The sequence below is a fragment of the Nostoc sp. TCL240-02 genome (assembly GCF_013343235.1).
In the GTDB taxonomy this organism is placed as follows: Bacteria; Cyanobacteriota; Cyanobacteriia; order Cyanobacteriales; family Nostocaceae; genus Nostoc.
In genome coordinates, this window is the sequence record NZ_CP040094.1 from 805,555 (window position 1) to 820,795 (window position 15,241).

At 41.7% G+C, this 15,241-nt stretch carries 10 protein-coding genes; 6 read left to right on the plus strand and 4 right to left on the minus strand.

The window, feature by feature from the left end; genetic code table 11:
- Nucleotides 1-13 precede the first annotated feature (13 nt).
- Nucleotides 14-1,735, plus strand: a complete 1,722-nt coding sequence (locus FBB35_RS34260) for an AAA-like domain-containing protein (protein WP_254625810.1) — start codon at nt 14-16, stop codon at nt 1,733-1,735.
- Nucleotides 1,736-1,851: 116 nt separating this feature from the next.
- Here the strand turns inward: FBB35_RS34260 and FBB35_RS03590 are convergent, their stop codons facing one another.
- Entirely contained in the window at nt 1,852-2,802 is a 951-nt protein-coding gene (locus FBB35_RS03590) for a heme o synthase (protein ID WP_174708513.1), read from the minus strand.
- A 248-nt stretch (nt 2,803-3,050) separates the two neighbouring features.
- Nucleotides 3,051-3,965 (minus strand): heme A synthase, encoded by a 915-nt coding sequence (locus tag FBB35_RS03595; protein WP_174708514.1) that lies wholly within the window; start codon nt 3,963-3,965, stop codon nt 3,051-3,053.
- A 404-nt stretch (nt 3,966-4,369) separates the two neighbouring features.
- Between FBB35_RS03595 and FBB35_RS03600 the strand changes: the two genes are divergently transcribed.
- The 5 genes from FBB35_RS03600 (at nt 4,370) to FBB35_RS03620 (ending at nt 11,610) form a co-directional block, all read left to right on the plus strand.
- A complete protein-coding gene (locus FBB35_RS03600) occupies nt 4,370-5,452 on the plus strand; it encodes a cytochrome c oxidase subunit II (RefSeq protein ID WP_174708515.1) in 1,083 nt (360 codons plus the stop codon).
- Between the two features lie 42 nt (nt 5,453-5,494).
- Complete coding sequence (gene ctaD / locus FBB35_RS03605) at nt 5,495-7,231, plus strand: cytochrome c oxidase subunit I (protein ID WP_174708516.1); 1,737 nt, start codon at nt 5,495-5,497, stop codon at nt 7,229-7,231.
- Nucleotides 7,232-7,339: 108 nt separating this feature from the next.
- Entirely contained in the window at nt 7,340-7,966 is a 627-nt protein-coding gene (locus FBB35_RS03610) for a heme-copper oxidase subunit III (protein ID WP_174708517.1), read from the plus strand.
- A gap of 1,028 nt (nt 7,967-8,994) precedes the next feature.
- A complete protein-coding gene (locus FBB35_RS03615) occupies nt 8,995-10,278 on the plus strand; it encodes a serine/threonine-protein kinase (RefSeq protein WP_254625811.1) in 1,284 nt (427 codons plus the stop codon).
- 255 nt (nt 10,279-10,533) lie between these two features.
- Complete coding sequence (locus FBB35_RS03620) at nt 10,534-11,610, plus strand: PstS family phosphate ABC transporter substrate-binding protein (RefSeq protein WP_174708519.1); 1,077 nt, start codon at nt 10,534-10,536, stop codon at nt 11,608-11,610.
- Nucleotides 11,611-11,800: 190 nt separating this feature from the next.
- Here the strand turns inward: FBB35_RS03620 and FBB35_RS03625 are convergent, their stop codons facing one another.
- Together FBB35_RS03625 and FBB35_RS03630 are read right to left on the minus strand one after the other, a co-directional pair.
- Complete coding sequence (locus FBB35_RS03625; protein ID WP_174708520.1) at nt 11,801-13,582, minus strand: tetratricopeptide repeat protein; 1,782 nt, start codon at nt 13,580-13,582, stop codon at nt 11,801-11,803.
- The gene (locus tag FBB35_RS03630; protein ID WP_174708521.1) at nt 13,572-14,864 is read right to left on the minus strand and encodes an ATP-binding protein; all 1,293 of its coding nucleotides are present in this window, start codon (nt 14,862-14,864) and stop codon (nt 13,572-13,574) included. The genes FBB35_RS03625 and FBB35_RS03630 overlap by 11 nt, the downstream gene beginning before the upstream one ends.
- Nucleotides 14,865-15,241: the final 377 nt, after the last annotated feature.

Here is a 15,241-nt window from a genome sequence, read left to right on the forward strand (position 1 = left end):
TAAGGTAGAGAGCATGAAGCCAGAAGTAGCTAGTCGTAGAATTGAGTCTTTTGGTCAACGCTTCGGGGAAGCACACCTCTATCTGACTTACCATGCAGCCTTTCCGTTAGCCCTCACCCCAGATTTACTTTATCGGCTGTGGGCAAATTTCCAACGAGATATTCAGAAGCAAGAGTTGAAAATACCCTGGTTGGCTGTGGCTGATTTACTACTTTCTAGCCTTTGTGATGAGGTAGGTCATGAACTCTATGAAATGGATACAGCCGTGCGAAATGCCCTGTTGAGAGAGTTGAAAGAGAATCCCCATTTTGGCGAAAAGCGGATTAATGAATTATCTGATTTTTTGCTTACCTATGTGCGGCAGCAACTTGAGAGCTACGACCCGGATATTCGTGATTTTGCTCAGGCTCAGAGATGGACAGCGTTAGCTTATACGCGACCGAGTCAGGCGGCGCGTGAATTAGCATTAACTCTTTCCAAGTTGAGATTGGAGGATAAAGCAGAGTGGGTTCGCATGGGATCGCTGATGGAGACTTTTGCAGAGCCACTAGCAGAATTTGCGCCCCTAATGACTTATACTCGCGGCATGGTTAGCTTGGCTCGTGGTAATCCTACAAAAGCAGTGGATGAGTTAAGTCAAGTTATTAGACAGCGACAAAAAATAGAAGTTGCGGGAGTTAACTTACCTGTTCCTAAACTCCTAATTAGACAAGCAGTTGTTCTAGAACTGCCAGAAGGACAAGTGGATTTGGCTTCGGCGTTTTATATCGAGCGTCCGCCTATTGAAGCAACCTGTTACAAAAAAATTCTCCAGCCAGGTGCCTTAATTCGGCTCAAAGCACCTCGGCAGATGGGTCAAACCTCGCTCATGGCGCGCATTCTTCATCAAGCGTCACAACATGATTATCTAACCGTGCTTTTAAGCTTTCAATTGGCAGATGAAAAGGTTTTTGCAGATTTGGATCAGTTCCTTAAGTGGTTTTGTGCCAGTGTTGGACGGAGGTTAACACTACCCAACAAGTTAGCAGATTACTGGGACGATATTTTTGGCAGTAAGGATAATTGCACCGTTTATTTCGAGGAGTATCTCTTACCAGAAATCAACCAACCCCTAGCATTGGGATTGGATGAAGTTGATCGTATATTTCAACATCCGGAAATTGCCGCAGACTTTTTTGGGCTGTTACGCGCTTGGCATGAAGATGCTAAAAACCGGGATATTTGGAAAAAACTGCGGTTGGTAGTAGTGCATTCTACAGAAGTTTATATTCCAATGAATATCAATCAATCGCCGTTTAATATAGGCTTGCCGATTGAGTTACCAGAATTTAACGCCCAACAGGTTCTTGATTTGGCACTAAGGCATGGACTCAATTGGAATTTTACCCAAGTTGAACAACTCATGGCGATGGTAGGAGGACATCCCTATCTTGTACGAGTGGCACTTTATCATATCGCCAGAAAGGATACTACGCTCAATGTGTTTTTGCAAACAGCCCCTACAGAAACTGGCCCTTATAGCGACCATTTACGTCGGCATTTGTGGAATTTAGAACAGCGTCCAGAATTAGCTGCTGCTATCAAAAAGGTAGTTGCCAATACTAGCCCTGTTCGGTTGGATTCGATACAATGCTTTAAATTACTCAGCATGGGATTAGTGAAGTTTCAAGACAATGAGGTGATGCCTTTTTGTAACATATACCGTCAGTATTTCTCCGACAGATTTAGAGCTTAATTTGTATATTTGTTTACAAACATATCAAGTTCTAAGTATAATTAATAAAAAATCTTGAATCTTTTAAAATGCGATCGCGCCCCTTTACCAAACGCGATCGCTAAATTTTCCATTCCCTAACCAATATGCAGATGATTGATCACCGCACTAATTAGATTATGGGTAACAGGAAGACTATCCACGACCATCCCCAGACACAACAGCATCATGTAGGAAATGGAATAGAGAAACAACTCTTTAGCTACAGCGTGATCCTCTGGGTTATGCAACAACCGCCAAGATTTGTGGATAAATAATCCTCCCAGACTGACAGCGATCGCACCATAAAGAATTCCACTTGCACCTAAAGGATAAACCAATAACACGGTTGCAAATACTGTCACCAGCGTATAGTACCAAATCTGCCGTACTGTTGCTGTGTCACCTTCAATCACAGGTAGCATTGGTATCCCAACCTTCGCGTAATCATCCCGAATCATCAGAGCTAACGCCCAGAAATGGGGTGGTGTCCACAAAAAGACGATGCCAAAAAGTAACCATGCTGACCAGCTTAAAGTGCCTGTGACAGCAGCCCAACCCACTAACGCCGGAATTGCCCCAGCTGCTCCACCAACAACGATATTCTGGGTGGTGTGGCGTTTCAGCCAGTGGGTATAGACCAAAATATAAAAGACGATGCCAGAGAAGGCTAATAGGGCAGCTAACAAATTGGCAAATACTGCTAGTAATGTAAAGGAAATTGTCGCCAGTGCGATCGCAAAAATTAGAGCATCGCGCGGCTGAACCTTACCGGATGGCATCGGACGATGGCGCGTCCGCTCCATGTCATAATCAATATCACGATCGTAGATACAGTTAATCGTCTGGGCGCTTGCAGCAGCCAAAGTGCCACCAGTGAGAGTTACTAGCAACAGCAATGGGTCAACTTCTCCCTTAGCAGCAATCCACATACTCCCAGCGGTGGTAATCAAAAGCAACGGAATAATCCGAGGCTTCGTTAGCTGGTAATAACTTTGAACTACCTGGAAAAATGTTTGGTGGTGGCGAGAGACATTAGTCTCAATCATTTTGGCTCTGGTTCCTTATTTTTCAACAACTTATATACAGCTCATGCTCAAGCTGGCTCTTTCAGACAAACGAAAACACAGATTTTCTGCACCTGCGTAGGTCGCAATACTCGCCGTTGCGCCCTTTCGTTTAGTTACTGGGGAGTGGGGAGCAGGGGAGGCAGGGAGCAGGGGGACAAGGGGGACAAGGGGGACAAGGGGAATAACTATACTCAATTCCCAATTCCCAATTCCCAATTCCCCATTTCCTATTCAGCACTAACTGAATCACGCATTGCAAGAACTGTGAAAGCCACCAAAGTACCCAGCAAAGCTGCTCCTATAGCTTGGTGAGAGACGGTGAGAGGCTCGACTTGGAGATGTAATTTGAAAGTGGCGAATCCCAACAAGATTTGTAATGTCAACAACCCACCAGCGATATTTGCCAGTCGCCGTAAGGCTGGATGTAGTGCTGGTGTCCGCCAACAGATAAATACCATTGCCAAGGTTGTCACTGTTGGCGGCACCAAACCAGCAATATGGCTGTACATTACAGTACAAAGTTGAGAATCGCCGAGGCATTGGTGTAGTGCCCAGCGAGAGCCTACCAAAGCACCCAAGAGACTTTGTAGGTAAACCAGAACAGCAGCAGTTAAACCTACCCAAGGCAACTTCCCAACGGTTCCATTGCCCTGATAGGGTGTCAGTGCCGTGCCGATAATCAGGAGGGTGCTAAAAAATAACAGCGCCGTTCCTAAATGAGCGGTAACGATATCAAACCGCAACAGTTCGGTAACGGTGAGTCCTCCCAAGATGCCTTGGAAGACGATTAAAAACAGGGCGAATGTGGATGCCCAAGGCAGCCATTTGGGTAAGACACGACGATGCCACCAGGATAAGCCGAAGAGTGCGATCGCGCTTAAACCAATTAAAGCTGCATCCAATCTGTGAAACCACTCCAAAAACACTTGGAGGTTCATTTGCTTGGCTGGCACTAGTTCGCCATAGCATAAGGGCCAGTCTGGGCACGCAAGTCCAGCATTCATCACGCGGGTGGCACTGCCTATTGCCATCAAAATTAAGGTGGCTATGCATATTTTCCACACCAAGCGACGAATCATTTCCTTGGGCTTTTGCTGCTGAAGCGCCGCTTCATTTTGTTGTTGTAGGACAAATTCGCTCATGAATGATACCTTCTGCCCGCTCTTGGTGGCTCTCTTAAAATTTTCAATTTTCTTTTAGCGTCCTATCTTCACCCTAGCGTATAGGCTAAGGGTTTATAGATTAGCACTCACTTATACTTTGAATCACTCTAGGAAGGTTTTGCCTGAAGCTTTAGGTATTTTTCAAGATGTGAAAAATTGATTAATCACAATTAATTTAAACATTCTAAATTTTTCCTTAAATTTTTCCACTAGTTTACATCTACTTTTGGCAGTATCTAATAGTCACCTTGTACTCAAAATTAGTAAAATAGTTAAAAAACTTAATAAAAAATTCAGGCCTTCAGACTCTATGCTTTCCAGCCTAGACTACCTTAGTAAGTGGGCAGGTTTAAGATAACGTAGTAAATTCAATTAAGTAAGCCGTGAAGATTCCAAGTTCAATCTGGACATTACTCATTGGCATCGTGCTAACGCTAGTCAGCCTTTGGTACGGTCAAAATCACGGTCTGCTGCCAACAGCAGCCACAGATGAAGCCGTATTAGTGGATGGTCTGTTCAACGCGATGATGATCGTTTCTACAGGTATATTCCTGTTAGTTGAAGGTATTTTAATTTACTCTGCATTTAAGTACCGTCGGCGTGCAGGTGACAATGAAGACGGCCCGCCAGTTGAGGGCAATGTACCTCTAGAAATTCTCTGGACGGCGATCCCTGCAATTATCGTTATCGGCATTTCTGTTTACAGCTTTGATGTTTACAACGAAATCGGTGGCTTTGATCCCCATGCAATCCATGAAGCGCCGATGAATCAGGAATCAATGGCAATGCCTGGAAGTGCTATGGCTGCAACCTTAAGCGATACACCTCCTGGCACCGAACCCAACCTCAATCAAGAAAAATCTGATGAGGCAATGGAAGATCCAGCTACCGCAGAAGTTCGTAATGCTGACCAAATTCCCCAACTGCGGAATGCCCCAGGTGTAGGTAGTGTTGCTCCGACAATTGGGGGAACTCCTGATAAAGCAGGCAAACCAGCAGAATTACAGGTCAACGTTACTGGTTTACAATATGCCTGGATTTTCACATATCCTGAAACTGGTATAACTACAGGTGAAATGCACGTCCCCATCGGGCGAGAAGTGCAAATTAATATGACAGCCAACGATGTCATCCATGCCTTTTGGGTTCCAGAGTTCCGCCTGAAACAAGACGCGATCCCAGGTAGACAAAGCGAGATTCGCTTCACCCCCAAAACAGCAGGAGATTACACCCTGATCTGTGCTGAACTTTGTGGCCCCTACCACGGTGCAATGAGAGCGCCAATAGTCGTTGAGCCAGAAGAAGCATTTGACAAATGGGTTCAAGAACAGCTAGTTGCCAGCAAAGAAACACTCAATCAAGCCGTTGCTGTTAACCCTGCGAATCTATCCCCAAATGAATTTCTTGCTCCTTACATCAAGGACATGGGAATTAAGCCAGAAATCCTCCATCAAGTTCACCATTAGTCATTGGTCTAAATAACAAATGACAAAAGATAACTAACGACTATGACCCAAGCTCAAGTGCAAGAAACTGCCAACGCCCCTGCTCTTGATGACGAGCCAGGGATTAGAAAATGGCAAGACTATTTTAGTTTCAACACCGACCATAAGGTGATTGGAATTCAATACCTAGTCACTACGTTCATTTTTTACTGTATTGGTGGGGTGATGGCTGACTTGGTTCGTACAGAACTGCGAACCCCAGAAGTCGATTTTGTCACCCCTGAAGTCTATAACAGCTTATTTACGCTGCACGCCACAATCATGATTTTCTTGTGGATTGTGCCAGCTGGTGCGGGTTTTGCTAACTTCCTCATCCCCTTGATGATTGGGGCAAAGGATATGGCATTTCCGCGCTTGAATGCTGTTGCCTTTTGGATGATTCCCCCTGCGGGTTTATTGTTGATCGCGAGTTTAGTGGTAGGCGATGCACCGGATGCGGGTTGGACTTCCTACCCTCCCCTGAGCTTGGTAACAGGTCAAGTAGGTGAGGGAATTTGGATTATGAGCGTCCTTTTACTAGGTACGTCATCGATTCTAGGGGCAATCAATTTCCTCGTCACCTTGCTCAAGATGCGTATCCCCGGTATGGGGGTTCACCAAATGCCCTTGTTCTGTTGGGCGATGTTTGCTACCTCGGCACTGACTTTGGTATCAACGCCAGTGTTAGCAGCAGGTCTAATTCTGCTTGCTTTTGACTTAATTGCCGGGACAACATTTTTTAACCCAACTGGCGGTGGCGACCCGGTTGTATACCAGCACATGTTCTGGTTTTACTCCCACCCAGCCGTTTACATCATGATTTTGCCCTTCTTTGGAGCAATTTCAGAAATTATCCCTGTGCATTCCCGCAAGCCGATTTTTGGCTATAAAGCGATCGCTTATTCATCTCTAGCAATCAGCTTTTTGGGGCTAATCGTCTGGGCGCACCACATGTTTACCAGTGGTATTCCCGGCTGGTTGCGGATGTTCTTTATGATCACCACGATGATCATTGCCGTACCCACGGGAATTAAAATTTTCAGTTGGTTAGGAACAATGTGGGGTGGGAAAATCCAACTTAACAGCGCCATGCTGTTTGCAATGGGCTTTGTTGGCACCTTTGTGATTGGCGGGATCAGTGGCGTAATGTTGGCAGCAGTGCCCTTCGATATTCACGTTCACGACACCTATTTTGTGGTAGCACATTTACACTACGTCCTATTTGGCGGTAGCGTGTTAGGCATTTATGCAGCGATTTATCACTGGTTCCCAAAAATAACGGGACGGATGGTAAATGAATTTTGGGGTAAGGTTCACTTTGCCTTGACAATTGTCGGTCTAAATATGACCTTCTTACCCATGCACAAGCTGGGTTTAATGGGCATGAATCGCCGGATCGCCCAATACGATCCCAAATTTACCTTTCTCAACGAAATCTGCACTTATGGCGCTTACATACTAGCAGTTTCGACATTTCCCTTCATCATCAATGCGATTTGGAGTTGGTTGTACGGCGAGAAAGCTGGTAATAATCCCTGGAGGGCACTTACCTTAGAGTGGATGACAACCTCACCACCTGCGATCGAAAATTTTGATCGAACTCCAGTACTAGCTACAGGCCCCTACGACTACGGCTTGGAAAAGGCTGATGAAGGTGTACCCTTATCCGATCCCAATCCAATCTTGTCTGGTGGGCCAAACTCAGTATTAAGAGCAGAACCCGACCCAGCCGTTGCTGCAAATCCCGAAGATCGTAAATAAATAGGGTACTGGGGACTGGGGACTAGGGACTGGTTAATTAATTCTCTTCCTAATCTCCCATGCCCCATGCCCAATGCCCAATGTCCAATTCCCCACTTATAAAAATTCATGCAAAGTCAAACTATTGACCCAGCTAAAACTGAACTTAATCATCACCACGCGGCGGAAGCGTCCGTCGGCCATCATGAAGAACATCCAGACCATCGTATGTTTGGGCTAATTGTCTTCCTGATTGCTGAAGGGATGATTTTTATGGGACTGTTCGGAGCTTACTTAGCTTTCCGTGCTACCTTACCTGCATGGCCGCCAGCAGGTACACCAGAGTTAGAACTATTGTTACCCGGAGTCAACACAATCAATCTGATTTCTAGTAGTTTTGTCATGCATAATGCTGACACTGCTATTAAAAAGAACGATGCACGGGGGGCACAAATCTGGTTAGCAATTACCGCTGCGATGGGTGCTGTTTTCTTGGTGGGTCAAGTATATGAATATACCCATTTAGAATTTGGTTTAACTACCAATTTATTTGCCAGTGCATTTTACGTTTTGACTGGTTTCCACGGATTGCACGTTACCATCGGCGTTTTGGCAATTGTTGCTGTGTTGTGGCGATCGCGCACTCCGGGTCACTATAGTAATGAAAAGCACTTTGGTATCGAAGCAGCCGAAATCTACTGGCACTTCGTTGACGTGATTTGGATTATTTTGTTCGGATTACTGTATATACTCTGAGTATTAATTATTTAGTTGTTTACTCCACGCGAACAACTTAATCAGCCCCCAACGGGGGCTTTTTTAATTAATAGCTTTATTTTTTACTTAGCAAGCTTGATAGAAAATATACTAAAACAAGTTTATACTACTCCTACTATTACTTTTGCTTAATGCAAGTGAGTTATTACAAGTTATACAGATGTAACTAAAAGGTAGGAAAAGTTGGAAAAATCGAATGTTTTTGGAACCTATTAAATAACCAGTTGATATGCTGTAATTTGATATGTAAAAGACAGATGAAACCAATAAATAAAGTTTGCAAATTTACGCGGATTTACTTCAATAAAAGGCAATACTGATATTTTTTTCTAGCCATAAAAGTATAAATTTTAAGAGAACTGGAGATAGTTTGGAGATTTGCCAGAATTTTGCTAAGTAGATCGAGATAAGAAAAGTGAGCGCAAAACAAGGATTATTAGGACTAAAGTCCTTACTACAAACTTTAATTTATTTCAGCCTAGCTACTTAGTAACGAGTCAAATATGGTAGCAAAATTTTGGGAGACACTCTAAGCAATATCTGTGCTTTGAAAGTTTACTCTGTAAGGTTTGATCAGTAATCAGACCCAAAGTTAAAACAAATAAATATCCTAACGGCTGAATGTTGTCTTATGTCTACAGTTATAAATCAATACAGTTCAGATAAGAGCAAAACATTTGTAGAGACGGCGATTTATCGCGTCTCCAAACCCCAAAATTTTTGCCAGTAGCCCTTAAATGAACCGTATTGAGTTATAAATACTGGAGGCTAGTATTAAATTTACTTAAGTGATAAAATTATTGAATTATTCCAAAAATAAATTTTAATATATAAGATATCTGTAAAGGTATCAAATTAACCAAATCAAGGAGCTAGCCATAAAAATGCTCCAAAGTATGGTTTGCCTGAGAAAGTAACTGCCTCAAATAGTAACAAATTTAGCGGCAGGTATTCATATCTCACCCAAGCTCTGAATGGTCAGTAAATTAACAAGTAGTATACGCCACATGAGCCAGAACCCTCTAGTTAGAAAAAAACTTCGGAGTCGCTTTGAGACTGTCAAACTGCTGGAAAGTGGAGGTTCTGGTAATACTTACTTGTTAGCAGGTGCTAGAGGTAACAGGGATCAATACTCTCTCCCCAGAAAAAGACTTCGTAATCGCTTTAAAATTATCAAACACTTAGGAAGCGGAGGCTCTGGTGATACATACTTAGCTGTAGACCTAGATTTACCAGGACAACCCCATTGTGTGGTAAAACATTTTCAACCAAAAGATTCCAATCCTGCTGTTCTACCCATCGCTAAAAAGTTATTTGATCGAGAAGCGGAAGTTTTATACCAGCTAGGCAACGACCACGATCAAATTCCTAGACTGTTTGCCCATTTTGATGAAGATGGAGATTTCTATTTAGTCCAAGAATTTATTGATGGCCATGCGTTAACCCAAGAAATTGTATCAGGTCAGCGTCTGAGCGAGAGTGCAGTCTTAAGTTTATTAAAAGACATCCTGGAAGTGCTGGCATTCGTCCATCAAAATAACATTATTCATCGGGATATTAAGCCTCAAAACTTAATGCGGCGATACTCCGATCGGAAGATTGTGCTAATTGACTTTGGCAGTATAAAGAAAATTGGTGCTTTGGGAGCAGGCTTAACTATTGCTGTTGGGACTCCTGGTTATATGCCAAGCGAACAGGCTAAGGGAAAGCCAAAACTTTGCAGCGATATCTATGCAGTCGGGATGATTGGCATTCAAGCTTTGACAGGTTTAATACCTGAGCAACTACCAGAAGATCCCAGTACTGGAGAAGTTATCTGGCGCGATCAGGTACAGGTAAGTGATGCTCTGGCAAATATTTTAGATACAATGGTTCGCGATCGCTACAACCAACGTTATCAGTCTGCCACAGAAGCTTTGCAAGCACTTAATTCTGCTCTGCCGTTGCCACATTCATCAGAATTTGTTGGCATCAAGCAAAATGCTGATGATACTTATTTGCTAAATTATAGAAACTTTCTTTTGCTTCTAGGAATAGGGCTTGGTGCTACCACTAGTCTTATAGTATTAATTTTAATCTATACATTTATTAATACAGGTGCATCGTCTCCAAACAAACCTACTCAATTAAATAATTTTATAGAAAAATTGGTTGAGCAACGATTTACTAATGCCAATGTGAATAGCTTAATAGCCAAATCAGCAGCTAAAAAAGGAGCCTGTAAAAGCAATTGCAGCATTGCAAAAACTACTAAAAAGCAAATTGAATCTCATGATAGCAGTCCACTTTAATTTCTTTTCGTGCAGCATAGTGTAGCCATATTTATTTGGGTGGTGCGTACAGCGCAAGCGCGATAGGTTTAACTTCGCAAAAATTAACTATGAATTCATACATTAGAAAAAGTTAATAATCTAGTAGCAATCATAAAAATACCTATTAACTAGCTATTACGTATTTAATTTAAATCTAAGATATTCTAAAAATTATTCTAGGATAATTACTTAGAAATTCCTGTAAAATCAATATAATAAACAACATTTAAAAATATGGACAATACAAATCAAAAAAAAGCTTTAATTAACAGCGAAATTGCCCTCTTTCTTAGAGGTTTGATTATTGGTAAAGTGTTGACACTTATGGTTATTGGTGGGCTGCTTTGGTGGTTACTAAAGCCAAATTTATTGTCCCGCAACAGCGTTAACTCTTCTTCTAATCAAAATTTCAAGACCGTCTCTAACACCACATCCAGTTTTCAGACAGTTGCAGATGTCCCCACTGCCTCATTTAACTACGGAGGAAGTACAGCTTGGGCATCTATTCGGCAATTGGTAGATTCTCAGATCCAGAGCGATCGCCCGGAATTACAATTACGTTATGTAGACCCTGTTAATGCTAGCCCTGGTTCTAGCTCAGGTATTCGGATGTTACTAGATGGGAAACTAGATTTTGCTCAGTCTTCTCGTCCCCTTACAGATGAAGAACAAGCTATGGCAAAAGCGCGAGGCTTCACCCTTGAGCAACGTCAGATAGGTATGGATGGAATAGCAGTGGTAGTCAACCCATCCCTGAAAGTATCAGGTTTAACTGTTGACCAATTGCAGCAGATTTATTTGGGGAAAATTACTAACTGGAATCAAGTAGGTGGGCCAAACCTACCCATCACGCCTTTGTCTCAACGACCAGAAGACGCAGATACAGTCATATTCTCTAACAACAGCGACTTGAAAGGGCAAACACTTGGCTCGAATGTGCAATATGTCTACTCTACTACAGAGGCAGTGCGTCAACTCAGTAAAATCCCTGGTGGTGTGTATTACGGTTCTGCCCGTTCAGTAGTGCCTCAATGCAGTGTAAAGGCTTTGCCATTGGGTCAGACAGCTGGTCAATTAATTCCCCCCTATCGGGAACCGATGGTGTCGCCTGAGCAATGTCCGCGTCAGCGCAATCAGCTAAATACTGAAGCTATCAAAAATGGCAGCTATCCCATAATTGCTAATTTGTTTGTGATTATTAAGCAGAATAAAGGTCGGGAACAGCAGATTGGGGATGCATACACCAAACTTTTATTAACTGACCAGGGACAAAGAGCAATTGAGCAAGCTGGTTTCGTCAGTGTTGACTAGTAATTTGGATGACAATTAAGCCCCTTCCCATAAATACCCAACTTCTTTAAGAAGTCGGGTATCTCGGGGAAGTGATGCCTATGGCGGTAAACTACGCATCATTCACTACCTGTTCAATATTTATGTATTCATCACTTGAGTTGAAAATATTTATTCATGTTCACTAGACAGCAAAAATAATATTGTTACTCTATGCAATGCGATCGCACTCTCCATTATTCTGCATTGCTGTGGCAAGTTTTTCTAGATTTTGACGAATAGAGACACTACGGTGATGATTTACACCCCAGACTCGCTCACAAATATCTAAAGCTTGCAAATAAAGGGGTTCTGCTTCACCGTAACGTCCAGTTTCACGATAAATTTCTGCCAGATTATTCAGACTTTCAGCAACATTGGGATGATTTTCTCCCAATAGGTGCTTATCAAGTTCTAAGGCTTTTATACATAAGGGTTCTGCTTCATTGTAACGCCCCTGTTCTCTGTACATATAACCAAGAGCGTAGATAGTATCTGCTAAAAGCGGATGCGCCTTTTGTAATACACGCTGCTTGAGTTCCAATGATTCCAAAAATAAAGATTCAGCTTGCTCGTAGCGTCCTTGAGCGCGGTATATCAATCCTAAATTGTGCAAATCTGTTGCAACATCGGGATTCTCTTCTCCCAAAAATTGCTTATCTAGTTCTATTGCTTGTTGCGACAAGGGTTCAGCTTCACTGTAGCGTCCTTGATGATAATAAAGTAGCGCTAAATTATTCAGTATAAGAGCGAAAGAAAGATGATTTTCGCCAACCAAACGTTTTTCAAGTTCTAATGATTGCAGATACAGAGGTTCTGCTTCGTCATAACGCCCTTGTTCATCATATAGTAATGCCAAATTGTTCAGACTGACGGCGACATCCGCATGGTTTTCTCCCCACAGACGTTTCCTCAGTTCCAAAGCTTGTTGATATAGGAGTTCCGCCTTAGCATATTGTCCAGTAGATTTGTAAAGTCCTGCCAAATTATTCAGGCTAGTAGCAAAAGAAGGATGATTGTCTCCTAGCAGGCGTTTCCTCAGTTCTAAAGCTTGTTTATATAAAGGTTCGGCTTCACTATAGTGTCCTGTTGCACGATAGATTCCGGCTAAATTGTTGAGGTTATTAGCTAAATCTATCTGCAAACCTAATTCATTTTGTAGCTCACTCGCCTGTCGCCAATATTTAATTGCTAATTCTTGTTCTTCTTGATAATTTTGAGATTCACCCCGATCTAATCTGCTGTGGTAAATATCGCCCAATCTTGAGTATAAAGTAGCCAAGGTGGGGTCTTTAGTTCCCCGTTCTTGTTCTACTTTCTCGATTAACCTTTGTAAATCTTGAATAGGTAAGAAAAAGCGATTAGTTTCATTAGTATCTGTACTAGCTAATTCTGTGTCTCTAAAAACAAAGCGGATATTTTCTAATTCTTTACCAGGAATAGCATTTGTCTTTTGAGATTCAAACCGAAATACACCATTACGCCAACTCCAAAAATCAGGCGCTTTTTTAATCAGGTTGACTAAAATTTGGTTAGTTACCCAAAGCACGATTGCAAATGGAAATTCGCGCAATCCTTCCCTTGTCCACTGTAAGTAACCAAAAAATTTCTCCTGTTCTGATTGCTCATTTCCCAACCTGAGAAAATAAAGTTGTTCAGCACCCGTGACAGTAATCACCGCCAAGTTCTGCTGACGGAGATATTCTTCTTGTTGTACCAGTTGGTTAAGAGCAGCTTTCAGGCTTGGTTCCTGACGTGCTAAAGTTACTCGATATGCACGGAAGGCGGGTTGTAATTCAGCTTCATATTGAGCAATAATCTGATCACGAAAGCTAGCATCATCGCAAACCGCAATCAGTAAATTTAGTCCCCGTTTTTGAGCTTCAATAGAAACAATTAAATCATCATACGCATCTTGATTTTCTCCTTCATCAAATAATTCTTCATTTAACATTAATGGCTCCCTGTCTTCTCAGGCTTTCAATAATAATTGGATGAACATCGTACCAAGTTTCATCGGTGCGATATTCTAGAACATATAGCCCATGTAGTAAATCTAAAAACTCTGCTTGTTTGGGATCATTGGGCATAAATTGCTCATAAACGCTCTGCAAAATATCGATATCAGTTTTTCCTAAGCGGATCGAAAAATCATTGCGAATTTTATTGATTGCTTGCAGAAGAATTTTATCATCAATAATAACTTTGGCTGAAGGATTTCGCCGGATAGTCCGCAAACAAATGCGGCAGCATTCCTTAGAGATCCGAATTAACTCTCGCAATACACCACCACTGTAAATTACAATTTTTTCAGCCGTTTCTGCCGCGATTAATTCACTAGAAATCCGCTTTTGCAAAACTTCACCGAGAATCTTTGTTGCTTCCGGGCGAGGTTGGGCATTTGGGAAGCGATTTTTACCTTTATCAAATATTTTTAAGACAGGCATTGCTACAACTTGATCGTTGGTTTCAGTGGCAATAATTGTGCTAATAAATGTTTCTCGAAGGACTGCAATCGGGATAGTGTAAATAATTTGAAAGTTAGGCTGACACAGAGCTTTAATGTTATCTCGATAAATTTCGTTAACTCTGCCTAAATCAAGTTTATCTAAATCATCAATGATTACTAAAACGTTTTGTTTAGTTGCAGCTTGAATTAGAGCAGCAATTTCATTAATTCTGGCAACCAAATCTGATAACTTGCGTTCAAATTCTTGCTTGATTTCATCCCGAACGCTAGCATCAGCTTTTAATTTAGAGCTAATCAATTTTAAGAGGTCAAAACCTATACTAACTTCAGCTTGCAAATTGGATTCTTCAGTGCGAGTACGGGTAGCAAACCACTTATAAAGAGCTTCTTTGGTAGATTGTGGAATATCAACTTTGCGGGCTTCTGCCTCTGTCATTAAATTAACTGCGATCGCAAACAGTATATTAATATGATTAACCGCCGACATTTCAATTTTGTCGGCAATAGAAAACAGAACTACAAAATATTTATTTTGAATTTGTCTGCTAAACTCAGCTAACAAAGTAGACTTACCACATCCCCGATGTCCTGTAAAGACAATTTTGCCATCTCCATTAGGGCTATCTTCCACTAATTGGTTCAGGTCTGCAATCAAATCATCACCATATTCGACTCTAAATCTTTCCATTTCGTTCCGTTCCATCAACGGAAACAGTTCGAGATTACTGTATGCTTCTTGAAAGGAGTTTAATAAATCCTGAGACATTGGAGAGTGCCGTAAACGTGCTAACTATTCATATAATGGCTCATGATTTTTGAAGCACAAGTTTAGGTCATGTCTAGGATAGAGTACGCCTAAATAACTTTTTAAATTTCGTTAATAAATAACTACTAGGTGAGTAGTATGTTATGTGTTAAAAAAAGATGCCAGAATTACCAATTTTCAACCTATCAATGAGTAACAGAGGTCAATAATTAATCAGGCTGAATGATAGATTATACATTCGATAATTTAAACTGAATGATAGATTATACAGATAACATCCTAAAAGCTACTTAACATATAAATAAAATAAAATTTTTAGTTATAAAAATAAATTTTTAGTGTGCTTCGCCTCATCCTCCTATAGCTGATGCGATGGT

Coding starts and splice junctions, on each gene's coding strand:
- FBB35_RS34260 (WP_254625810.1), top strand. CDS start 14: ATGAAGCCAGAAGTAGCTAGTCGTAGAATTGAGTCTTTTGGTCAACGC.
- FBB35_RS03590 (WP_174708513.1), bottom strand. CDS start 2,802: ATGATTGAGACTAATGTCTCTCGCCACCACCAAACATTTTTCCAGGTA.
- FBB35_RS03595 (WP_174708514.1), bottom strand. CDS start 3,965: ATGAGCGAATTTGTCCTACAACAACAAAATGAAGCGGCGCTTCAGCAG.
- ctaD (WP_174708516.1), top strand. CDS start 5,495: ATGACCCAAGCTCAAGTGCAAGAAACTGCCAACGCCCCTGCTCTTGAT.
- FBB35_RS03610 (WP_174708517.1), top strand. CDS start 7,340: ATGCAAAGTCAAACTATTGACCCAGCTAAAACTGAACTTAATCATCAC.
- FBB35_RS03615 (WP_254625811.1), top strand. CDS start 8,995: ATGAGCCAGAACCCTCTAGTTAGAAAAAAACTTCGGAGTCGCTTTGAG.
- FBB35_RS03620 (WP_174708519.1), top strand. CDS start 10,534: ATGGACAATACAAATCAAAAAAAAGCTTTAATTAACAGCGAAATTGCC.
- FBB35_RS03625 (WP_174708520.1), bottom strand. CDS start 13,582: ATGTTAAATGAAGAATTATTTGATGAAGGAGAAAATCAAGATGCGTAT.
- FBB35_RS03630 (WP_174708521.1), bottom strand. CDS start 14,864: ATGTCTCAGGATTTATTAAACTCCTTTCAAGAAGCATACAGTAATCTC.